We start from the raw sequence: 22,069 nt of genomic DNA on the forward strand, positions 1-22,069 counted from the left end.
CCGATCAGCCTCAAGTACGCCCGGGCAGAACAGGCCCCTGTCGAGAAAGCCTCGGCCCTCAGGGCAGCAGCACGGTCGAACCGGTCGTCCTGCGCGCCTCGAGATCGCGATGTGCCTGGGCGGCGTCCTTGAGCGCATAACGCTGCATGACCTCGATCTTCACCTTGCCGCTGCGCACCACCTCGAATAGGGCGGCCGCGCGCTCGAGGAGCTCGTCGCGGGTGGCGATGTAATCGGGCAGGCCGGGACGCGTCACGTAGACCGAGCCCGCCTTGTGCAGCAGCGCGCAGTCGAAGGGCGCCACCGGGCCGGTGGCGTTGCCGTAGCTCACCATGGTGCCGCGGCGCTGCAGGCAGGCGACCGAATCGAGGAAGGTGTCGCGACCGACCGAGTCATACACCACCGCCACACCCTTGCCGCCGGTGAGCTCGCGGACGCGCTCGGGGAATCTCTCGCGCGTGTACACGATCACGTGGTCGCAGCCGAGCGCCTTGGCACGCACCGCCTTGTCGTCGCTGCCCACGGTGCCGATCACGCTGGCCCCGAGCCCTTTGGCCCACTGCACCAGGATCGAGCCCACGCCGCCCGCGGCCGCATGCACCAGGATCGTCTCGCCCGCCTTCACCGGATAGGTGGCGTGCAGCAGGTAGTGCGCGGTGAGACCCTGCAGCATCATCGCCGCACCCTGCTCGAAAGCGATGTCGTCCGGCAGCACCACGAGGTGGTGCGCGGGAATGTTGCGGACCTCGGAGTAGGCGTCGAGCGGCCCGTTGGTGTAGGCCACGCGGTCGCCGATCTTCACCTCGGTCACCCCCTCGCCCACCGCTTCGACCACGCCCGCGCCTTCCATGCCCAGACCTGACGGCAGCGGCAGCGGGTAAAGCCCGCTGCGGTGATAGGTGTCGATGAAGTTCAGGCCCACCGCATGATGACGCAGGCGGGCCTCGCCCGGACCGGGCGGCGGCGGCTCGATCGCCTCCCACTGCAGGACTTCAGGGCCGCCAGTGCGGTGAAAACGGATCGCATGGTTCATGCGCAAACTCCTCGTCTGTCCAAATGCGCCGCGCGCGGCGCGTCGTTGTCGGGGCCGGATGGGGCGCTCAGCGTACCAGCGAAATCCCCAACCGATACTGCGTCTCCTTGTGCTGATCGTACTCGAGCAGGGTTTCGCCGTAGCCCTTGAAGGCCTGCAAGTGGACGAACGCCCCCACACCGGAGAACACGCTGCGTCGAAGCGGATACGACAGGTCGAACTGGGTCCCCATCTTGCCCGCACTCCCACGCCGGATCAGCGTCGAGAACAGCAGCGCGTCGTCGCGGCCGATGCGCAGGCCGAGTTCGGCATGGCCGCGGTAGCGCGCAATGTCGGGGTTGTCCTCGCGGTCGAGGTAGGTCCAGAACTTGGGCGCGATGCCCAGGTAGGTGCCTGAGGCGTCCAGCCGCATGCGCGCCTCGACACGTGCAAACACGGTGTCGATACTGCGCGAGGGCATGTCCTCCCGGCCGTTGGATTCGTGCTCGTAGCCCCCGGACAGCGCCAGCGAGCCGCGCCCCGCGGGATCGTCCAGGCCCCAGCGGTAGAACAGCGAGGGCCGGAAGCTGGAGTCGCGAAACGGTCTCGACTCTGACTGCAGGTCCCACAGCGAGGTCTGGGTGAAGCCGAAATACACCCCGCTCGCCACCGGGAGCGTCTCGGCCACCACCCCCTGCTCGTCAAAGATGCGGTAGCGGAAGCTGAACTGGAAGCGCGCGCTCACCGGATCCTTGCCGCCGATGAGGAAGTACATCGGCTCGTGGAAGCCCAGGGCGGAGGGCTCGACGGGCGTCGGATCCGCGGACACGTCGGCAACCCGCGCCATCGGCGCCACCGAGGTAGCGGGCGCCACCGCGACCGGCGCGGGCGATGGGTTCGCGCCGCCCGCCGCCGCACTGCCTGCAGGCGTCTCGGTCGGCGCCGAGACCACCCGGGTCGCCGCACCACCATCGAGCAGCAGGCGCGCCGAGGGGTGATCGGCAAGCGCAAGCGTAGCCACGCCTGCCACCTCCATCGGCCAGCGCGCAAAGTAGCGGCGCTGGCGCGCGTTCGCCTCCGCCTTGCCGATCGCCACCAGCTCGACCGCGATGCGCGGACCGCCACCGGGCAGCTCGATGCGCGCGGGCAGGCGGGCGGGCCAGTTCTCCGCGCGCCCACCACCGATCACCACCACCTCGAAACGCTGCCCCGGCACCACCCGCAACTCGGGCGCCGCCAGCAGCCAGTCGGCGGCGACCGCCGCCGGCGTGGTCAGGACGAACACAACCGCCAGCAGCAGGGGGCGCAGAGGGAACGATCTCGGATTCTTCATCGGGCGCTTCCGGTACGACAAAGACAAAGCGGGGCAGCCCCTCGCAGGGCGGCCCCGTGAATGACAGCGCTGCCCTCATGCGTGAAAGCAGCGCGCCGGCGGCTCGCAGCGCAAGCCGCCCGGCCTGATCAGGCACTGGCGTTGCGCGACTCCTTGGCGTCCACCACCGCCAGCGCGGTCATGTTGACCAGGCGGCGCACCGTGGCCGAGGGCGTCACGATGTGCACCGGCTTGGCCGCGCCGAGCAGGATCGGCCCCACCGAAACGCCATCGCCGTTGGCCATCTTCATCAGGTTGAAGGAGATGTTGGCGGCGTCGAGGTTGGGCATCACCAGCAGGTTGGCCTCGCCCTTGAGGCGGGAGTCCGGATGCAGCTTGTCGCGCATCTCCTGCGACAGCGCGGCGTCGCCGTGCATCTCGCCATCGACGTTGAGGTCCGGGGCGCTGGCATGCAGGATCTCGCAGGCCCGGCGCATCTTGCGTGCGGAAGCCGAGCTCGAGCTGCCGAAGTTGGAGTGCGACAGCAGCGCCACGCTCGGCTCGATGCCAAAGCGACGCAGCTCGTCGGCGGCCATGCGGGCGATCTCGGCCACCTCCTCGGCGCTCGGGTTCTCGTTCACGTAGGTATCGGTGATCGCCAGCATGCGCTTGGTCAGCAGCAGCAGGTTCATCGCCGCGAACTGTTTGGCGCCGGACGCCAGGCCGATGACGTCGGCGACCTGCCTGAGGTGATGCCCGTAGGCGCCGACGGTCCCGCACACCATCGCATTGGCGTCGCCGCGGCGCAGCAACATGACGCCGATCAGCGTGGTGTCACGGCGGACGCGGGCCTTGGCCACATCGGGGGTGACGCCGTCGCGGCTCATCAGCTTGTAGTACTCGGTCCACAGCTCGCGGTAACGCGGATCGGATTCGGGATTGACGATCTCGAAGTCGCGCTCGGGCACCAGGTTGAGGCCGATCTTCTTGATCCGCATCTCGATCACTTCGGGGCGGCCGATCAGGATCGGACGCGCCAGACCCTCGTCGAGCACCACGCGCACCGCATGCAGCACGCGCTCGTCCTCACCCTCGGCGTAGATCACCCGCTTCTGTTCCATCGGCACCGCCTTAGCGGCCGAGAACACCGGCTTCATGACGATGCCGGACTGGTAGACGAAGCCGGTCAGGCTGGTGACGTAGGCATCGAAGTCTTCGATGGGCTTGGTGGCCACGCCCGAGTCCATCGCCGCCTTCGCCACCGCCGGCGCGATCTTGACGATCAGGCGCGGATCGAAGGGCTTGGGAATGATGTACTCGGGGCCGAAGCTCAGCTCGTGGCCGCCGTAGGCGCTGGCGACGATGTCGCTGGCCTCGGCCTCGGCGAGCTCGGCGATCGCCTTCACGCAGGCGAGCTTCATCTCCTCGTTGATCGTGGTCGCGCCGACGTCGAGCGCACCGCGGAAGATGAAGGGGAAGCACAGCACGTTGTTGACCTGGTTCGGGAAGTCCGAACGGCCGGTGGCGATGATGCAGTCCGGGCGCACGGCCTTGGCGTCGGCCGGCAGGATCTCGGGGTTCGGGTTGGCGAGCGCGAAGATCAGCGGCTTGTCGGCCATCTTCGCCACCATCTCGGGCTTGAGCACGCCCGCGGTCGACAGCCCCAGGAAGACGTCGGCACCGACGATGGCGTCACCGAGGGTGCGCGCCTCGGTCGTCTGCGCATAACGCGCCTTGGTCGGCTCCATGTGGGCCTCGCGGCCCTCGAAGATGACACCCTTGGAGTCGCAGACGGTGATGTTCTCGCGCTTGAGGCCGAGGCTGACCATCAGGTCGAGGCAGGCGATCGCCGCCGCACCTGCGCCCGAGCACACCAGCTTGACCGTGCCGATGTCCTTGCCGATGACCTTGAGGCCGTTCAACAGGCCGGCGGCGGAGATGATCGCGGTGCCGTGCTGGTCGTCGTGGAAGACCGGGATCTTCATGCGCTCGCGCAGCTTCTTCTCGATGTAGAAGCACTCGGGCGCCTTGATGTCCTCGAGATTGATGCCGCCCAGGGTGGGCTCGAGCGCGGCGATGATCTCGATCAGCTTGTCGGGGTCGTTCTCGGCCAGCTCGATGTCGAAGACGTCGATGTTGGCGAACTTCTTGAACAGGCAGCCCTTGCCCTCCATGACCGGCTTGGAGGCGAGCGGGCCGATGTTGCCCAGGCCGAGCACCGCCGTGCCATTGGTGACCACCGCCACCAGATTGCCGCGGCTGGTGAGCTCGAAGGCCTCGGCGGGGTCGGCGACGATCGCGTCGCACGCGGCCGCGACGCCGGGCGAATAGGCGAGTGCGAGGTCGCGCTGGTTGGTGAGGCCCTTGGTGGGCACGACTGAAATCTTGCCGCGCGTGGGCGAACGGTGATAGTCGAGTGCAGCAGCGATGAAGTCCTGATCCATGTTCTCCCCTCTACAATTCGTGAGGTCTGTTTTGTGGCAACGCGGGCGACAAGTCGCCCACAGGGCAGCGTCGGGCCGGGACGGCCGCGCGCCGTAGGCATCGTTCGGGATGTTCGCGGGAAAATGATATTGTTATTTTCTGCGCCTCGGCGGCACAGGAACGACCTCGATTGACGTCGCGGAAGTTTAGCGCAGCCACCCGTGCTTTGGCATCGCGCTCCACTGATCCGCCGCATCACGCCAGGGCGTCGAGCCCAACTCGAGCCCAACCAAAGCAGCGCATCCGCCCCGACGGTGATGTCTTTTTGGCAGAATGCGGGCTCCGGACGCGCCGAACGCAGCGCGTTACCCACACGAACAGGGGAGAAAGGCATGCGGCGAGTGGTGTTCAATCAGAAAGGCGGGGTTGGCAAGTCGACCATCACCTGCAACCTGGCCGCAATCAGCGCACAGCAGGGCAAGCGCACCCTCGTCGTCGACCTCGACCCGCAAGGCAACTCCACCCAGTACCTGATGGGCACCGGCGGCGAAGCGCTCGATGCGACGCTGGCCGATTTCTTCGATCAGACGCTGAACTTCAAGCTTAACCCGCGCGACACCGCCGAATTCGTCGTCGCCACGCCCTTCGAGGGCCTGCATGTGATGCCCTCGCATCCGCAGCTCGAGGAGCTGCAGTCCAAGCTCGAGTCGCGCTACAAAATCTACAAGCTGCGCGACGCGCTCGCGGAACTCGCCGAGGACTTCGACTGCGTCTACATCGACACCCCGCCGGCGCTCAACTTCTTCACCCGATCGGCGCTGATCGCCGCCGATACCTGCCTCATTCCCTTCGATTGCGACGAGTTCTCGCGCCGGGCGCTTTACGCGCTGCTCGAGAACGTGGAGGAGATCAAGGCCGACCATAACCGCCCGCTGCAGGTCGAGGGCATCGTCGTCAATCAGTTCCAGCCGCGCGCCAGCCTGCCGCAGAAAGTCGTGCAGGAGCTCATCGACGAGGGCCTGCCGGTGCTGCAGCCCTACCTGTCGGCCTCGGTGAAGATCAAGGAGTCGCACGAACAGGCCAAGCCGATGATCCATCTCGACCCCAGGCACAAGCTGTCGCAGGAGTTCGTCGCGCTGCACGACACGTTGGTGCGCAAGTACGGGACCTGATGGCGCGCCCTCCATCGGCCGGGTACCCCCATCCCCACCCCGCCCCGCCCCCGAGGTCTCCGCTTGTCCGCGCCCGCAGCAGCTGATCCCTCTGCCCTGGCGCCGCCGCGCGGCCCCGTGTTCCGGATGCTGTGGCTGGCCTGGCTCGCCGCCAACGTGACGATGTGGATGAACGAAGTCGCCTCCGCCTGGCTGATGACTTCGCTCACCGACAATGCCTTCATGGTCGCCATGGTGCAGGCCGCCTCGACCCTGCCGGTGTTCGTGCTCGGGCTGCCGAGCGGCGCACTGGCCGACATCGTGGACCGGCGCCGGTATTTCGCCCTCACCCAGGTCTGGGTCGGCATCACGGCCATCCTGCTGGCGGCGTTTTCCTATGCGGATGCGCTGACCGCCCCGCTGCTGCTCGGCCTGACCTTCGCCAACGGCATCGGCATGGCGATGCGCTGGCCGGTGTTCGCCGCGATCGTGCCGGACGTGGTGCCGCGCGCCGAGCTGCCCGCGGCGCTCGCGCTCAACGGCATCGCGATGAACATGTCGCGCGTGATCGGGCCGGTCATCGCTGGCGCACTCCTTGCCACCGTAGGCAGCACCTACGTGTTCTTGCTCAACGCGGTGCTGACGGTCATCGCCTTCGCGCTGATCCTGCGCTGGCGCTCGGAGCCGAAGGTGAGCGCGCTGCCCGGCGAGCGCTTCTTCGCCGCGATGCGGGTCGGCCTGCAGCACGTGGCGCGCTCGCCACGCATGCGCGTGGTGCTGCTGCGCATCTTCCTGTTCTTCCTCCAATCGAGTTCGCTCACCGCCCTGCTGCCGCTGATTGCGCGCCGCATGAACGAGGGCGGTCCGGAGACCTTCACCGCACTTCTGGTGGCAATGGGTGGCGGCGCCGTCGTCACCGCCTTCAATCTGAACCGCCTGCGCCGCGTTATCCCGCGCGACCGCATGGTCTACTGGGGCACCTGCGTACACGCGCTCGCCGCGGTCGGTGTCGCCCTGTCGCCCTCGCTCTGGTTCGCGGTGCCGGCCATGGCGGTGGCCGGGGTGGCATGGATCGCCACCGCCAATTCGCTCACGGTGGCCGCCCAGCTCGCCCTGCCAAACTGGGTGCGCGCGCGCGGCATGTCGATCTACCAGATGGCCTTGATGGGCGGCAGCGCCGCCGGCGCCGCACTGTGGGGCTCGGTCGCGACCCACAGCTCGGTGCAGACCAGCATCGCCGCCGCAGCCCTGATCGGCCCACTGGTGCTGTTACTCACGCTGCGCCACGGTGCGGGCGGCGTGGAGGACGAGGACCTGTCGCCGGCGCCGGCCACGGTCACCGCGCCGCCACCGGTGATCGACATCGAGCCGAACGAGGGGCCGGTGATGGTGACCGTGGAGTACCTGATCGACCCCTTACGCGCCGAGGACTTCGGTGCGGTGATGCGCGAAACACGGCTGGCGCGCCTGCGCCAGGGCGCGCTGTCCTGGGGGCTGTTCCGCGACACCGCCCAGCCCGGCCGCTACATCGAGTATTTCCTGGACGAAAACTGGGTCGAGCACCAGCGCCGGCTGGAACGTTTCACGGCCGCCGACGCCGGCCTGTTCAAGCGCCGTCAGGCCTTTCACATCGGCCCCGAAGCGCCCAAGACCCGGCGCTACATCGGTGAGCCGATCCGCGGACCGGACGGCTGAGTCCTTGCACCGACCAGGCCGATCTCGTCCTCGAGCCCTTCATCGGGCCAGGCGCCGTCCCTGCAGGGCTCCGGATCAGGACAGCGAGCTCAGCGCTTGACCTCGAGCAGTTCGATCACGAAGTTCAGTGTACTGTCCGGCGGCACCTTTCCCGCCACGCCACGGCTGCCGTAGGCGGTCTGCGGCGGGCACACGATGCGCACCGCACCGCCCGGGGACATCTGCTTCAGCACCTCCTGCCAGCACGGAATCAGCGCCTCCAGCGGCAGCTCCGCCGGCTGCCCGCGATCGTAGGAGCTGTCGAACGCCTTGCCGTTGGCGAGCGTGCCCTGATAGTGCACGCGCACGACGTCGGCCAAGGTCGGCGAGCGGGAGCCATCGCCCTGACGGTAGGTTTGGACGGCGACGCCCGAAGGCAGGGTCACGGTCTCAGGACCGGCCGCCTCGGCGACGGTGAGAGGAAGCAGGGCAAGCAGGACCAGGTGGCGCATCTATCACTCCAATTGAGCCGCGTGCGTTCCGCGACAGGACAGGGATCGCCTGCGACCGGCACTCGCCGGGCGCAGGCACTTCAGGACGCATCACGCCCTGCGCGCGGCGCCGCCTTGACGCCACCCGCAGGGCTGGCAGGTGCTTACACCTTGCCGGCGACCCACTCCTTGACCCCCGCCAGCGCCGCCGCCAGGTTTTCCGGCTGGGTGCCGCCGGCCTGGGCCATGTCGGGACGGCCGCCGCCCTTGCCGCCGACCTGCTGGGCGACGAAGTTGACCAGCTCGCCGGCCTTGACCTTGCCCGTGTAGTCGGCGGTGACGCCGGCGATCAGGCTGACCTTGCCCTCGGCCACGCTCGCCAGCACGATCGCGGCCGACTTGAGCTTGCCCTTGAGCTTGTCCATGGTGTCGCGCAGGGTGGGCACGTCGGCGCCTTCGAGCACGGCGGCGAGCACCTTGATGCCGCCGACCTCGACCGCCTGGCTCACCAGCTCGTCGCCCTGGCTGGCAGCGAGCTTGCCCTTGAGGCGGGCGAGCTCCTTCTCCAGCGCACGCACGTTGTCGAGGATGCCGGCGACGCGCTCGGCGACCTCGTCGGGCTGGACCTTGAGCAGCGCCGACATGCCCTGCACGCGACGCTCCTGCTCCTGGGCGTAACGCAGCGCGTTCTCGCCGGTGATCGCCTCGACGCGGCGGATGCCGGCGGCGACGCCGCCTTCGGACACGATCTTGAACAGACCGATGTCACCGGTGCGCGCCACATGGGTGCCGCCGCACAACTCCTGGGTGCTGCCGATCGACAGCACGCGCACCTCGTCGCCGTACTTCTCGCCGAACAGCATCATGGCGCCGGTCTTCTGCGCCGCCTCGAGGGCCATCAATTCGGCCTTGGTATCCGTATTGGCAAGGATCTCGCGGTTGACGAGCTCCTCGACCTCGCGAATCTCCTCGGCCGTCATCGGCCCGGTGTGGACGAAGTCGAAGCGGGTCTTGTCGGGATCAACCAGCGAGCCCTTCTGCTGCACGTGGGTGCCGAGCACCTCGCGCAACGCCTTGTGCATCAGGTGGGTGACCGAGTGGTTGCGTGCGGTGGCGGCGCGCGCGGCGACATCGACCCGGGCGACCACGCCCTGCCCCACGGCCAGCTTGCCGGTGCGTACCACGCCATGGTGGCCGAACACCGTGGCCTGGATCTTCTGCGTGTCCTCGACGCCGAAGATGCCGGCGGCGCCGCGCAGCTCGCCACGGTCGCCGACCTGGCCGCCGGACTCGGCGTAGAACGGGGTGTGGTCGAGCACCACCACGCCCATCTCGCCCTCGAGCAGCTCATTGACCAGGGCGCCGTCCTTGTACAGCGCGAGGATGTTGCCCTTCTCTTCCAGCAGCGTGTAGCCGTGGAAGGTGGTCTCCGGGCCGTCGTACTCCAGGTTGGCCGCCATCTTGAACTTGCCGGCGGCGCGCGCCTGCTCCTTCTGCCGTGCCATCGCGGCGTCGAAGGCGGCGGCGTCCACCGTGACCTCGCGCTCGCGGCAGATGTCGGCGGTGAGATCGAGCGGGAAACCGTAGGTGTCGTGCAGCTTGAAGGCGGTGTTACCGTCGAAGACCTTCTTGCCGGCGGCCTCCATCGCGGCGAGCTCGGACTCGACGATGGCCATGCCGTTCTCGATGGTGGCGAAGAAGCGCTCTTCTTCCTGGCGCAGCACGTCCATGATGCGGCGCTCGCCTTCCTTCAACTCGGGATAGGCGCTGCCCATCTCGGCGACCAGGTCCGGCACCATCTTGTGGAAGAAGGCGGCGCGCGCGCCGAGCTTGTAGCCGTGGCGGATGGCGCGGCGGATGATGCGGCGCAGCACATAGCCGCGGCCCTCGTTGCCCGGGATCACGCCGTCGGCGATCAGGAAGGAGCAGGCGCGGATGTGGTCGGCCAGCACCTTCAGCGAGGGCGAGTCCATGTCCGCGGCCGAGGTCTCGCGCGCGGCGGCCTTGATCAGCGCCTGGAAGAGGTCGATCTCGTAGTTGGCATGCACATGCTGCAGCACCGCCGAGATGCGCTCCAGGCCCATGCCGGTGTCCACCGAGGGCTTGGGCAGCGGGTGCATCACGCCCTGCTCGTCGCGGTTGAACTGCATGAACACGTTGTTCCAGATCTCGATGTAGCGGTCGCCGTCTTCCTCGGGCGATCCCGGGGGGCCACCCCAGATATGCGGGCCGTGGTCGTAGAAGATCTCGGTGCACGGGCCGCAGGGACCGGTGTCGCCCATCATCCAGAAATTGTCGGACGCGTAGCGCGCGCCCTTGTTGTCGCCGATGCGGATCACCCGCTCTGCCGGTACGCCGACTTCCTTGGTCCAGATGTCGTAGGCCTCGTCGTCCTCGGCATACACCGTGACCCAGAGTTTGTCCTTGGGCAGCTTGAAGACCTCGGTGAGCAGCTCCCAGGCGTAGGCGATGGCGTCGCGCTTGAAGTAGTCGCCGAAGCTGAAGTTGCCCAGCATCTCGAAGAAAGTGTGGTGGCGCGCGGTGTAGCCGACGTTCTCGAGGTCGTTGTGCTTGCCGCCGGCGCGCACGCATTTCTGCGAGGTGGTGGCACGGGTGTAGGGACGCTTGTCGAAGCCGAGGAACACATCCTTGAACTGGTTCATGCCGGCGTTGGTGAACAGCAGCGTCGGGTCCTCGTGCGGCACGAGCGAGCTGGAGGCCACGATCTGGTGGCCCTTGGATTCGAAAAACTTCAGGAAGGCGTCGCGGATTTCGGCGGATTTCATGTCAGGTCGTGGCCAGGACGTTGTTGAAGCGGGAGCGATCGGGCAGACGATAGACGTCGAAGTCCCGGTCGAGTGTAAGGATGTCGCGCACGCCGCTTTCCAGCGCGAGCACGATCAGCGACCCGTCGGCGATGTCCATCGGCAGGTCGCGGTATTTTTCGGAGAGCTGGCGGATCAGGGAGACGGCGCCCGCGCCGGGCGTGGTCACCTCGACGCCGCCGCGCTCCACCCATTCCAGGAAAGCAAGCTGGCGATCGACCGAATGGCCGAGCATGTGGACGACTTCGGTCAGCACCGGCCAGGTAGTCAGCAAGGCGCCCTCGTAATTCTCGATGAAGCTGCGCACGCGTGCATGATTGCGCTCGGCCGGCTCGAACAGCGCGATCAGCGGCCCGGAATCAGCGATCGTTCTCAGCACGCAGCCGCTCCACGATGGTGCTGCGGACGCGGTCCTTGCTGGTGAGATCGAGCCTTGCCGCAGCAGCCGACGGGTCGCCGAAGAGGTCCTTGCCCAGTTCATACGGTGTCTTGCGCGGCACCACGCGGGCGAGGTATTCCCGCAGGCTGGCCTTCACCAGCTCGCTCTTGCTGCGCCCGGTCTGCGCCGCGGCGCGCGCGAGTTCGGCCTCGAGCTCGGGGTCGAGGCGGATCGACAGGGTCATGGCGAAAGCTTCCTGTAATACAGAACGTATCGCATCGTATGTCGCACTCGAATCGAAGTCAATTTCAGCGGCGGCGCCTATAATTGACGCTCACGTCAACCAACGAACGGGACACGAGCACACCATGGGTAATCGCCTCTCCAAGATCTACACCCGCACCGGCGACGCCGGCACCACCGGCCTCGGCGACGGCAAGCGCGTCTCCAAGAACAGCCTGCGCATCCACGCCCTGGGCGAGGTCGACGAGACCAACGCCATCGTCGGCCTGCTGCTGTGCGAGGAACTGCCCGAAGAGGTGCGCACGCTGCTGACCAATGTACAGCATGACCTGTTCGACCTCGGCGGCGAGGTGTGCATCCCGGGCATGAGCATGATCACGGACAAGCAGGTGACGCATCTCGAGGAAGAGCTCGACCGCTTCAACGAGGACCTGGAGCCGCTCAAGGACTTCATCCTGCCCGGCGGCACCCGCGCCGCCGCCTACGCCCACCATGCCCGCACCGTGTGCCGTCGCGCCGAGCGCGCGCTGGTCGCACTGGCGCTGGAAGAGGCGGTGAACGATGCGCCGCGCCAGTACCTCAACCGCCTCTCCGACCTGCTGTTCGTGCTCGGCCGCGTGCTCAACCGCGCCGGCGGCCGCGGCGACGTGCTGTGGCAGAAGAGCAAGAACGCCTGAGCCTTCCGCTTCATCGGACGGGAGCGATCCCGGCAGGCCCCGCCCCCGCTTCCTCCCCGCTCACCGCCTGCGCCGCAAGCAACTCGCGGAACAGCGCGGAAGTCTGCGCCAGCTCCCACGCGCGCCCGACCGCCTCGATGCGACCGGCGCGCATCAGGATGACCTCGTCGAAGCGGTCAAGCAGGTGCAGCCGGTGCACCGAGGACACCAGCGCCGCATCGGCAAAGTGCGCGAACAGCCGCTGATAGACCCGCGCCTCGGTCTCGGGGTCGAGGCTGCTGGTGGGTTCGTCGAGCAGCAGCAGGCTCGCGCCCTCGGCGGCGAGCACGCCGCGTGCAAGCGCCAGGCGCTGGCGCTGGCCGCCCGACCAGTTGGCGCCGCCTTCCACCACGCGCGTCTGCAGCCGGTCTGCCAGGCCTTCGACCACGATGTCGGCGCAAGCCGCACGCACCGCGGCGTCGATCCTTTCGGATGGTGCCGTCTCGCCGAGCAGCAGGTTCTCCGTCAGCGTGCCGTCGAACATCTCGGCCTGCTGCGGGATCAGGGTCGCCAGCGCGCGCAGCCGGGCTGGCATGTCGGGGACGACGCAGCCGTCGAGCAGCAGGCGCCCGGCCGTGGGCACGTCCAGCCCGGCCAGCAGGCGCAGCAAGGTGGTCTTGCCGCCGCCGCTCGGGCCGACCAGCGCATAGCGCCGGCCGCGCACCAGTTCCAGACGATCAAGTTCCAGCGTCGCCGCACGCGCATCACCGTGGGCGAAGCGCACGCCCTCGAGCGTCAGGGTCTGCCAGGGCGCGGCGCCAGGTTCCACGGCGGACGGCGGCGGCGCAACGCCAGTCTGTGCCGCGGCGAACAACGGCTCGGCCGCAGCGTAGTTGGCGCGCTGGCGCGCGAGCGACTGGAAGTGCGCCGCAATCGCGGTGATCACCCCGCCCGCCTGCTGCGAGTATTCGTACACCATGAACACCTTGCCGAGCGCAATCGTGCCCGCGGCTGCGGCGGCACCGCCCGCCACCGTGCCCGCGCTGCCCGCCGCGGCCGCGCCCAGGCCGAACACCCCCGCGGCTTCCGCCGCATAGACCCCGACCAGCACGCACCACAGCGCGCTCGCGAGCAGATCCACCGAGCACCACTTGGCTTCGTTCAACACGATGCTCTTCTTCAATGGCCCGAACACCGCCTGCAGGCGCTCGCCGATCAGCCGCGCCACCCCGGCCCCGCGGCGCAGCGCGAGCACCGACAGCACGTTGCCGAGCACGTCCACCAGCGTCGCCGAATACGCCCGCTCGGCGCGGTTCTCGTCCACCGCGATGCGCATCATCACGCGGTCGAAGCGGGTGATCAGCAGGCCGATCAGCCCATAGCCCACGGTCGCCACCGCCCCCACCAGCGGCGAGATCAGCCACAGCGCGACGACCGGCCCGACCAGGCGCACGGTGTTCTGCAGGTAGATGAACTGGCTCTGGGCGAACTCGTAGAGCGCGCAGGTGCTCTGCTGCACGCGGTGCGTGGTCTCGCCCGAGTGGTGGCGCTCGTGCCAGGCCAGCGGCGCGGCGAGCAGCCGCCCGACCAGCAGCGCCGAGACGCGCTCACGCACCTTGAGCGCGGCGTTGCGCTCGAGGATGCGACCCGGCCCGTGCAGCAGCCAGCTCGCGACGATCGCCGCGAACACCATCGCCAGCCAGCGCGCCGCCTCGCTCATCGCCTCCAGCCCGCCGGACTGGATCAGGTTGATCGCATTGCCGGCGAGCCAGGGCACGGCCAGCTTGAAGAGCTGCGAGGCCAGCAGCAGCAGGAAGGCGAACAGCAGCAGATGGCGCGCCCCAGCGGCGTGCTGCCACAGGGCGCCGTACAAGGCGCCCACGCTGACCGGGCGCTCGGGTGCAGGCTGGGGCGAGACTGAGCCCACAGGGGTGCCGGCGGCGGACTGGGCGGCAGGGGCGTCGGACATGCGGGGCTCGGTCTCAGAGGTGGTGGTCGCTCAGCGCGGGCAGCGGCGGCGAATCGAACAGGGAGATCTGCACCGCCGCCGTGTTGGAGGCCTCCTCGGCAAAGCGCACACCGACGCCGAGCAGACGCACGGCCAGCGGTTTGCGCGCATGGGCCTCGTCGAGCAAGGCCAGCCAGACGGACTCGTCCGGCGCGCTGCTGACGCATTCCGCGGTGGTGCGAGTGAAATCGGCGAAGCGCACCTTGACGAAGGCCTTGTGCACCGGCGGCCGCTCGCGCGCGCGCTCGAAGCGGCGGTGAAAATCCGCCAGCAGCGCACGCAAGGCGCTGCGGCAGGCCTCCAGGTCGGCCAGATCGGGCGTGTACGTGGTCTCGACCGACAAGGACTTGCGCACGCGATCGGGCTGCACCGGGCGCTCGTCGATACCGCGGCACAGGTGATGCAGGCTGGCGCCGAAGCTGCCGAATTCACGGGTGAGATCGGCCATGCTCCAGGCGCGCAGGTCGCCGCAGGTGTGCACGCCGAGGCGGTTGAGCTTGGCCGCCGTCACCTTGCCGACGCCGAAGATCTTCTTCACCGGCAGCGCGGCGACGAAGGCATCGACGTCCTGCGGACGCACGACGAACTGGCCGTCGGGCTTGTTCCAGTCGCTCGCCACCTTGGCGATGAACTTGTTCGGCGCGATGCCGGCCGAGGCGGTGATGCCCACCTCCTCGCGGATGCGCGCGCGGATCTCCTGCGCCATCAGCGAGGCCGAGCCGCGGCAGCGGTCCGCGCCGCTGACGTCCAGGTAGGCCTCATCCAGCGACAGCGGCTCGACCAGCGGCGTGTAGTCGCGGTAGATGGCGAGGATGGTGCGCGAGGCCTCGCGGTAGCGCTCGAAATCGGGCGGCAGCAGGATCAGCTGCGGGCACAGCTGCAGCGCGCGCGCAGTGGCCATTGCCGAGTGCACGCCGAAGGCGCGCGCCTCGTAGTTGCAGGTGGCGATCACGCCGCGCGTCTCCGCACGCCCGCCCACCGCCAGTGGCCGGCCGCGCAGCGCGGGGTCGTCGCGCATCTCGACCGCGGCGTAGAAGCAGTCGCAATCGCAGTGGATGATCTTGCGCGTGGGCTCGCTCATGCGCCCGCCTTCAATGCAGAGGGCCTGCACGCGGCAGGCCCTCTGCGATGTCAACCGGGCCGCGAATCAGAACTCCGCTGCGCGCTTGACCCGCCGCTGACGGACGCCCTCGGCAAGGATGTCGAGCACCTCGAGGCTGTCCTCCCAGCCGATGCAGGCGTCGGTGATGCTCTTGCCGTATTCGAGCTCCTTGCCGGGCACCAGGTCCTGGCGGCCTTCCTTGAGGTGGGACTCGACCATCACGCCCATGATGCGGTCGTCGCCGGCGGCGAGCTGCTCGGCAACGTCACGCGCCACCTCGATCTGCAGCCGGTGCTGCTTGCGGCTGTTGCCATGCGAGAAGTCGACCATGACCTTGTTGCACACGCCCGCTGCGGCCAGTTCGCGGCTGGCCGTGTCGACGCTGGCGGCGTCGTAGTTGGGCTCCTTGCCGCCGCGCAGGATGGCGTGGCAGTCCTCGTTGCCGCGGGTGGACACGATCGCCGAGTGGCCGGCCTTGGTCACCGACAGGAAATGATGCGGCGCCTGCGCGGCCTTGATCGCGTCGGCGGCAATGCGCAGATTGCCATCGGTGCCGTTCTTGAATCCGACCGGGCACGACAGCCCGGAGGCGAGCTCGCGGTGCACCTGGCTCTCGGTCGTGCGCGCGCCGATCGCGCCCCAGGCGATGAGATCGCCGATGTACTGCGGCGTGATCATGTCGAGGAACTCGGTGCCCGCCGGCAGGCCGAGCTCATTGACCTCCCACAGCAACTTGCGCGCCAGGCGCACGCCATCGTTGATGCGGAAGCTGTTGTCGAGGCCGGGGTCGTTGATCAGCCCCTTCCAGCCCACGGTGGTGCGCGGCTTCTCGAAGTAGACGCGCATCACGATCAGCAGGTCGTCCTTCAGCCGATCGGCCTCCGCCTTGAGCTTGCGGGCATAGTCGATGGCCGCCTCGGGGTCGTGGATCGAGCACGGCCCGATCACCACCAGCAGGCGGTCGTCGGCACCGTACAGGATGCGGTGAATGGCCTGGCGCGCCTCGTAGGAGACCTCCGCCGCCTTCGGAGTGGCGGGAAACTCGCGCAGCACGTGCGCGGGGGGCACGAGCTCCTTGATTTCCTGGATGCGGACGTCGTCGATATGGATCTTCATGGAGGCGGACATGCGGCAACTCTAAGTCGGGGCTGGAGTGAACGTGCGATTCTAGCCCAAACCACCAACAGGCTGCAGGCGCCGCCCGCTATGCCGCCGATACACTGAACCGATCGCGGTTTCGCACGTCTGTTCGTACAGTCGCGAGCTCAAGCCCCGACGACAGAACCCACGCAGTCAAGACAAGAGAACGTGCCCTCCCCATGCTGATCAAGCGTCCCCCCGACATCCCCTCCTCCGAGATCACCTCACGCAACCTGTTCGAGAACCGGCGTGCCTTTCTCGCCCGCGCCGGCGTCGGCCTGGCCGCTGGCGCGGCGCTCTGGCACGGCGTGCCCGAAGCGGCGCGGGCAACGAGCACCAGCACCGCGCTCGCGACCACGCCCTCGGCCTTCAGCACCACCGAGGCGCTGACCGACTACAAGTCGGTCACCACCTACAACAATTTCTACGAGTTCGGCACCGACAAGGCGGATCCGGCGCGCAACGCCGGCCGTATGGTCGTGCGCCCCTGGACCTTGCGCGTCGAAGGACTGGCGGGCAGGCCACGGACCTTCGACATCGACGCGCTGCTCAGGCTCGCCCCGCTCGAGGAGCGCATCTATCGCATGCGCTGCGTCGAGGGCTGGTCGATGGTGATCCCCTGGGTCGGCTTTCCGCTCGCCGCGCTGCTGAAGGACGTCGACCCGCTCGGCAGCGCCAAGTACGTCGAGTTCCTCACCCACTACGACCCCGAGATCATGACCCGCCGACCGGTGCTGGAATGGCCCTACGGCGAAGGCCTGCGCATGGACGAGGCCCTGCACCCGCTCACCCTGCTCGCAGTCGGGCTCTACGGCGAGACCCTGCCCAACCAGAACGGCGCCCCGGTACGCCTGGTCGTGCCCTGGAAGTACGGTTTCAAGAGCGCCAAGTCCATCGTCACGATTCGCCTCACCGAGAAGCAGCCGGCCACCGCCTGGAACCGTGCGGCGCCGCAGGAATACGGCTTCTACTCCAACGTCAACCCGGAGGTGTCGCATCCGCGCTGGAGCCAGGCGACCGAGCGCCGTATCGGCGAGCTGCGCCGGCGGCCGACCTTGATGTTCAATGGCTACGCCGACCAGGTCGCGAGCCTCTATCAGGGCATGGACCTGAGGAAGCATTACTGATGCTGCGCACGCCCTCTCCGCTCGCCCTCGGTGCCATCAAGGTCCTGGTCTTCGTGCTGTGCCTGATGCCTGCGGCCGACCTCGCCCTCGGCTGGCGCGCCGACGCCCTCGGTGCCAACCCGATCGAGACGCTCACCCGCAACAGTGGCGAGTGGGCGCTTCGTTTCCTGCTGATCACGTTGGCGGTGACCCCACTGCGCCGCTACACCGGCTTGCACTGGCTGATGCGGCTGCGGCGCATGCTTGGCCTGTTCGCCTTCGCCTATGCGTTCGGCCACTTCGCGATCTACGTCTGGCTCGACCTGTACTTCGACTGGCCGGCGATCGCACGCGACATCCTCGAGCGCCCCTTCGTCACCGTGGGCTTCGCCGCCTTCGTGCTGATGATCCCGCTCGCTGCCACCTCCAGCCACTTCGCCATGCGCCGCCTCGGCGGCCGCAGGTGGCAGTCACTGCACCGCGCGACCTACGGCATCGCCATCCTCGGCGTGCTGCACTTCTGGTGGCTGGTGAAGGCCGACGTGCTCGAGCCGCTGATCTACGCGCTGATCCTGGCCGCGCTGCTAGGCGTACGTGCCTGGTGGCGCGAACTCGAGCGCCGACGCCAGCTGTCGATGCCACCGCCGGCGAAGCACCTGCAGCGCCCGGTGATCCGCATCATGCCGAAATAGCGAGGCGCCACAGCGAGGTGATCTCCGCGGCGCGCGCCGCGTGCAGCGGATCGTCCGCGTCGCGCGCCTTGGCATGGCGCGGGCGGATGTCCTCGCGACCGAGCACGCGCAATCCCGCCGCCGCGATCCAGCCCAGCAGTTGCTCGCGCGAGCGCAGGCCGAGGTGCTCGGCCAGGTCCGACAGGATCAGCCAGCCCTCACCGTCCGGCATCAGGTGCGCCGCCAGCCCGTCGAGGAAGCCGCGCAGCATGCGACTGTCGGGGTCGTACACGGCGCGCTCGATCGCCGCCGTCGGCTTGGCCGGCAGCCAAGGTGGGTTGCACGCCACCAGCGGTGCACGTCCGGACGGGAAGAGGTCGGCCGCGGCCACCTCCACGGCGCCATCGAGCCCGAGCCGGGCAAGGTTGTCACGGGCACAGACGAGCGCACGCGGATCCTGGTCGGTGGCGACCACCCGGTCGACACCGCGCCGCGCCAGCACGGCGGCGATCACCCCGGTGCCGGTGCCGATGTCGAAGGCAAGCGTGCGCGCCGGCAGCGGCACGCGCGCGATCAGATCGAGGTATTCGCCGCGGATCGGCGAGAACACGCCGTACCAGGGGTGGATGCGCGCACCCAGCGCCGGCACCAGCACGCCCTTGCGCCGCCATTCGTGCGCGCCGATCAGGCCGAGCAGCTCGCGCAGCGACAACACGAAGGGGGCATCGAGCAGATCGGCATCGGCCGTGCCGTCGATGGCTTCGGCCAGCGCCTCGACGACGTCCGGCGCCCGCCGCAGCGCAATACGACCACCCGCCTCGACCGGGATCAGCAGCATGCCGAGCGAGCGCGCACGCTGCGCCTGGGCCATGCGGTGCAGGTGAAAGGCCTCGGCGGGCGAAGCCGGCTCGCGACTGCGCTTGCGCGGGCGCGCGTCGGCGCGTCGCGCCATCGCCTGCAGCAACTGGCGAGCGTTGTGATAGTCGCCGCGCCACAGCAGGCCCGTGCCCTCGCAGGCCAGCCGCCACGCGGTATCCGCCTTCATCGTGTCATCGGCAACGACGACCCGACGTGGCGGTGGCAGACCGTTCTCCGAGCGCCAGCGCGCACGGCATGCCACCGCAGCGCCCGCGCCCTGCTGCGTCGCAGCGCCAGCGCCCTCCTCCCAGCACAGCTCGGCCGCAGCCTCCACCTCGGCTTCAGCCCTGCCTGGCGCGGATCGCGGTCTTCGGCCGGAAGGCCTTGATCACCACCTCGTCGGTCTCGATGTAGGGCCCGCCGATGAGGTCGATGCAATAGGGCACGGCGGCGAAGATGCCGACATGGCGCACCGCGCCGTCGGCGTCGCGCACGCCCTCGAGCGTCTCTCGGATCGACTTGGGCTGTCCGGGCAGGTTGATGATCAGGCAGTTGCCACGGATCACCGCGACCTGGCGCGACAGGATCGCGGTCGGCACGAAGTTGAGGCTGATGCGGCGCATCTCCTCGCCGAAGCCGGGCATCTCCTTGTCACCGACCGCCAGCGTCGCCTCCGGAGTGACGTCGCGCGGCGCCGGACCGGTGCCGCCGGTGGTGAGGACGAGCTTGCAGCCGGCGGTGTCGGCGAGCTCGATCAGGGTGCGCTCGATCGTCGCGCGCTCGTCCGGGATCAGGCGCGTCTCGGCGCTCCATGGCGAGCTCAGCGCCCTGCCCAGCCAGTCCTTCAGCGCCGGGATGCCCTGGTCTTCGTAGGTGCCTTCGGAGGCGCGGTCGCTGATCGACACGAGGCCGATCCGGATGTGTTCGCTCATGAGTCTCGTCGTCCTCGTTCTTCAGTGCTTGGGAGAGGCGGCCTGACCGTCGCCGGCCGCACCGTCGGCGGACCCCGTGTCGATGTCCGCAGCATCCCCGGCGGCCACGCCTTCGCCATCCGCCGCCTGCAGCATGCGCAGGGTCTGGAAGATCTCGCGGAAGGCCTTCGGCGGCTTGCCCGCCTCGCGCTCCTTGAGCGCATTGCGGCGCAGGGTGCGCAGGTATTGCAGGTCGGCGCCCGGCCAGGTCTCGGCGATGACGCCGATCACCTTCTCGTCCTCGAGCAGTTGTTCGCGCAGGCGCTCGAGGCGGTGCATCTTCGCCACCTCGGCGGCCGAGTTGCCGGCGAAGACCTCGAGCTGGGCCTGGATCGGCGCGGGGTCGATCTTGCGCATCAACTTGCCGATGTACTGCAACTGGCGGCGGCGCGCCTCCATCTTGAAGCCCTGGGCGGCGCGGATGGCGTCGAACAGGGATTCGGGCAGCGGCACCTTCTTGAGCTGGTCGACCGACAAGGCCACGAGCTGCTCGCCGAGATCCTGCAGCGCCTGCATCTCGCGCTTGCGGCTGCTCTTGCTGGGCGGCTCGACGTAGTCGTCATCGGCATCGTCGTGGGCGGATTGGCGCGAATCTGGGCGCATTGCGGGCATGGGGGCTGGCTTGATCGGGTTAAGATTATAGCCTTTGCACGCACCCGGCCCGCTCCATGTCCGCTCAAGGCTTCTCCTTCTCCCAGGCGCACCTCGCCGAAATCGCCACCGACATCCTCAAGCACGCGAAAAAGCATGGCGCCTCGGCCTGCGAGACCGACGTCTCGGAAGGCTTCGGCCAGTCGGTCGCGGTGCGCAAGGGCGAGGTCGACACCATCGAGTACAACCGCGACAAGGGCGTGGGCGTCACCGTGTACGTCGGCCAGCAACGTGGCTACGCCAGCACCTCGGACTTCTCGAAGAAAGCGCTCAAGGCCACGGTCCAGGCCGCGATCTCGATCGCCCGCTTCACTGCGCCCGACCCCTGCGCCGGCCTCGCCGACGCGGCGCTGATGGCGCGCGCCAAGGATATGCCCGAGCTTGACCTCTTCCACCCCTGGGCGATCGACGTCAACGCGGCGATCGCGCTCGCGCGCCGCTGCGAGGAGGCGGCCTTCGCGGTGAGCCCGAAGATCAGCAATTCGGAAGGCGCCAACACCTCGATCCAGCAGTCGCACTTCGTGTCGGCCAACAGCCACGGCTTCATCGGCGGCTATGCCACCACCCGCCATGGCCTGTCGTGCTCGGTGATCGCGGGCGAGGGCGACGCCATGCAGCGCGAATACTGGTACGACTCGCGCCGCGACCCGGCAGAGCTGATGTCGCCGGAAGAGATCGGCCGTCGCGCCGGTGAACGCGCGCTGGCCCGCCTCGGCGCCAAGAAGATCCGCACCTGCGAGGTGCCGGTGCTGTTCGAGGCACCGCTCGCGGTGGCGCTGATCGGCAACTTCGTGCAGGCGGTCAGCGGTGGTTCGCTGTACCGCAAGTCCAGCTTCCTGCTCGACAGCCTCGGCCAGCCGGTGTTCTCGCCGGTGGTGAGCATCGCCGAACGCCCGCACCTGAAGAAGGCCTTCGGCTCCAGCCCCTTCGACAGCGATGGCGTCGCCACCCGCGACCGCGAGGTGGTGAGCGAGGGCGTGCTGCAGGGCTATTTCCTGTCGACCTATTCGGCGCGCAAGCTCGGCATGCAGACCACCGGCAACGCCGGCGGCTCGCACAACCTGATCGTCAAGCCGGGCGAGCGCGACCTCGCCGGCCTCGTCAAGGACATGGAGCGCGGCCTGCTCGTCACCGAGCTGCTCGGTCATGGCGTGAATTACGTCACGGGCGATTACTCGCGCGGTGCGGCAGGCTTCTGGGTCGAGAAGGGCCGCATCAAGCATGCGGTGGAGGAAATCACCATCGCCGGCAACCTGCGCGACATGTTCCGCAGCATCGTCGCCATCGGCAACGATGCGCTGCCGCGCGGTGCAAAACTGTGCGGCTCGGTCCTGATCGAGCGCATGAAGGTGGCCGGGCGCTGATCCGCCTATATAATCGACCACCGATATTCGG

General features: G+C 68.5%; 19 protein-coding genes. 6 read left to right on the top strand and 13 right to left on the bottom strand.

What is annotated here, in order from left to right:
• Positions 1 to 58 precede the first annotated feature (58 nt).
• The 3 genes from ACMV5O_RS18100 to ACMV5O_RS18110 all read right to left on the bottom strand — a co-directional run bounded on the left by ACMV5O_RS18100 (position 59) and on the right by ACMV5O_RS18110 (position 4,768).
• The gene (locus tag ACMV5O_RS18100) at positions 59 to 1,033 is read right to left on the bottom strand and encodes a quinone oxidoreductase family protein (protein WP_416164786.1); all 975 of its coding nucleotides are present in this window, start codon (positions 1,031 to 1,033) and stop codon (positions 59 to 61) included.
• Between the two features lie 67 nt (positions 1,034 to 1,100).
• Positions 1,101 to 2,345, bottom strand: a complete 1,245-nt coding sequence (locus tag ACMV5O_RS18105) for a phospholipase A (protein WP_416164787.1) — start codon at positions 2,343 to 2,345, stop codon at positions 1,101 to 1,103.
• 128 nt (positions 2,346 to 2,473) lie between these two features.
• Positions 2,474 to 4,768 carry an NADP-dependent malic enzyme gene (locus ACMV5O_RS18110; protein WP_416164788.1) on the bottom strand — a complete coding sequence of 765 codons (2,295 nt, stop codon included), beginning with the start codon at positions 4,766 to 4,768 and terminating at the stop codon, positions 2,474 to 2,476.
• A gap of 372 nt (positions 4,769 to 5,140) precedes the next feature.
• On the opposite strand from ACMV5O_RS18110, the gene ACMV5O_RS18115 reads away from it, so the two are divergent.
• On the top strand, positions 5,141 to 5,920 hold the full coding sequence (locus tag ACMV5O_RS18115) for a ParA family protein (RefSeq protein WP_416164789.1): 780 nt from the start codon (positions 5,141 to 5,143) through the stop codon (positions 5,918 to 5,920).
• Between the two features lie 63 nt (positions 5,921 to 5,983).
• Positions 5,984 to 7,594 carry an MFS transporter gene (locus ACMV5O_RS18120; RefSeq protein WP_416164790.1) on the top strand — a complete coding sequence of 537 codons (1,611 nt, stop codon included), beginning with the start codon at positions 5,984 to 5,986 and terminating at the stop codon, positions 7,592 to 7,594.
• 89 nt (positions 7,595 to 7,683) lie between these two features.
• Here the strand turns inward: ACMV5O_RS18120 and ACMV5O_RS18125 are convergent, their stop codons facing one another.
• The 4 genes from ACMV5O_RS18125 to ACMV5O_RS18140 all read right to left on the bottom strand — a co-directional run bounded on the left by ACMV5O_RS18125 (position 7,684) and on the right by ACMV5O_RS18140 (position 11,512).
• Complete coding sequence (locus ACMV5O_RS18125) at positions 7,684 to 8,085, bottom strand: FKBP-type peptidyl-prolyl cis-trans isomerase (RefSeq protein ID WP_416164791.1); 402 nt, start codon at positions 8,083 to 8,085, stop codon at positions 7,684 to 7,686.
• A gap of 143 nt (positions 8,086 to 8,228) precedes the next feature.
• Positions 8,229 to 10,850, bottom strand: coding sequence for an alanine--tRNA ligase (gene alaS / locus ACMV5O_RS18130; RefSeq protein WP_416164792.1), 2,622 nt, complete (start codon positions 10,848 to 10,850; stop codon positions 8,229 to 8,231).
• 1 nt (position 10,851) lies between these two features.
• Positions 10,852 to 11,268 carry a type II toxin-antitoxin system VapC family toxin gene (locus ACMV5O_RS18135; RefSeq protein WP_416164793.1) on the bottom strand — a complete coding sequence of 139 codons (417 nt, stop codon included), beginning with the start codon at positions 11,266 to 11,268 and terminating at the stop codon, positions 10,852 to 10,854.
• Positions 11,249 to 11,512, bottom strand: a complete 264-nt coding sequence (locus ACMV5O_RS18140; protein ID WP_416164794.1) for a ribbon-helix-helix protein, CopG family — start codon at positions 11,510 to 11,512, stop codon at positions 11,249 to 11,251. The genes ACMV5O_RS18135 and ACMV5O_RS18140 overlap by 20 nt, the downstream gene beginning before the upstream one ends.
• 124 nt (positions 11,513 to 11,636) lie before the next feature.
• On the opposite strand from ACMV5O_RS18140, the gene ACMV5O_RS18145 reads away from it, so the two are divergent.
• The gene (locus ACMV5O_RS18145; RefSeq protein ID WP_416164795.1) at positions 11,637 to 12,188 is read left to right on the top strand and encodes a cob(I)yrinic acid a,c-diamide adenosyltransferase; all 552 of its coding nucleotides are present in this window, start codon (positions 11,637 to 11,639) and stop codon (positions 12,186 to 12,188) included.
• Positions 12,189 to 12,198: 10 nt separating this feature from the next.
• On the opposite strand, the gene ACMV5O_RS18150 is transcribed toward ACMV5O_RS18145, so the two are convergent.
• The 3 genes from ACMV5O_RS18150 to aroG all read right to left on the bottom strand — a co-directional run bounded on the left by ACMV5O_RS18150 (position 12,199) and on the right by aroG (position 16,405).
• Positions 12,199 to 14,136 (bottom strand): ATP-binding cassette domain-containing protein, encoded by a 1,938-nt coding sequence (locus ACMV5O_RS18150; RefSeq protein WP_416164796.1) that lies wholly within the window; start codon positions 14,134 to 14,136, stop codon positions 12,199 to 12,201.
• Between the two features lie 13 nt (positions 14,137 to 14,149).
• Positions 14,150 to 15,256, bottom strand: coding sequence for a DNA polymerase IV (gene dinB / locus ACMV5O_RS18155; RefSeq protein WP_416164797.1), 1,107 nt, complete (start codon positions 15,254 to 15,256; stop codon positions 14,150 to 14,152).
• A 66-nt stretch (positions 15,257 to 15,322) separates the two neighbouring features.
• The gene (gene aroG, locus ACMV5O_RS18160; protein WP_416164798.1) at positions 15,323 to 16,405 is read right to left on the bottom strand and encodes a 3-deoxy-7-phosphoheptulonate synthase AroG; all 1,083 of its coding nucleotides are present in this window, start codon (positions 16,403 to 16,405) and stop codon (positions 15,323 to 15,325) included.
• A gap of 191 nt (positions 16,406 to 16,596) precedes the next feature.
• Between aroG and msrP the strand changes: the two genes are divergently transcribed.
• On the top strand, positions 16,597 to 17,544 hold the full coding sequence (gene msrP / locus ACMV5O_RS18165; RefSeq protein WP_416164799.1) for a protein-methionine-sulfoxide reductase catalytic subunit MsrP: 948 nt from the start codon (positions 16,597 to 16,599) through the stop codon (positions 17,542 to 17,544).
• Positions 17,544 to 18,215: a sulfite oxidase heme-binding subunit YedZ gene (locus tag ACMV5O_RS18170; protein WP_416164800.1), complete on the top strand. Its 672-nt coding sequence runs from the start codon at positions 17,544 to 17,546 to the stop codon at positions 18,213 to 18,215. Before msrP ends, ACMV5O_RS18170 begins: the two co-directional genes overlap by 1 nt.
• Here ACMV5O_RS18170 and ACMV5O_RS18175 read toward each other — a convergent pair.
• The 3 genes from ACMV5O_RS18175 to yjgA all read right to left on the bottom strand — a co-directional run bounded on the left by ACMV5O_RS18175 (position 18,202) and on the right by yjgA (position 20,635).
• Entirely contained in the window at positions 18,202 to 19,239 is a 1,038-nt protein-coding gene (locus ACMV5O_RS18175) for a methyltransferase (protein ID WP_416164801.1), read from the bottom strand. The genes ACMV5O_RS18170 and ACMV5O_RS18175 overlap by 14 nt on opposite strands.
• A 154-nt stretch (positions 19,240 to 19,393) precedes the next feature.
• The gene (gene mog, locus ACMV5O_RS18180) at positions 19,394 to 19,984 is read right to left on the bottom strand and encodes a molybdopterin adenylyltransferase (RefSeq protein WP_416164802.1); all 591 of its coding nucleotides are present in this window, start codon (positions 19,982 to 19,984) and stop codon (positions 19,394 to 19,396) included.
• Positions 19,985 to 20,005: 21 nt separating this feature from the next.
• Positions 20,006 to 20,635: a ribosome biogenesis factor YjgA gene (gene yjgA, locus ACMV5O_RS18185; RefSeq protein WP_416164803.1), complete on the bottom strand. Its 630-nt coding sequence runs from the start codon at positions 20,633 to 20,635 to the stop codon at positions 20,006 to 20,008.
• 56 nt (positions 20,636 to 20,691) lie between these two features.
• Between yjgA and pmbA the strand changes: the two genes are divergently transcribed.
• On the top strand, positions 20,692 to 22,038 hold the full coding sequence (gene pmbA, locus ACMV5O_RS18190; protein ID WP_416164804.1) for a metalloprotease PmbA: 1,347 nt from the start codon (positions 20,692 to 20,694) through the stop codon (positions 22,036 to 22,038).
• Positions 22,039 to 22,069: the final 31 nt, after the last annotated feature.

This window comes from Thauera sp. WH-1 (genome assembly GCF_047806685.1).
Taxonomy (GTDB): Bacteria; Pseudomonadota; Gammaproteobacteria; order Burkholderiales; family Rhodocyclaceae; genus Thauera.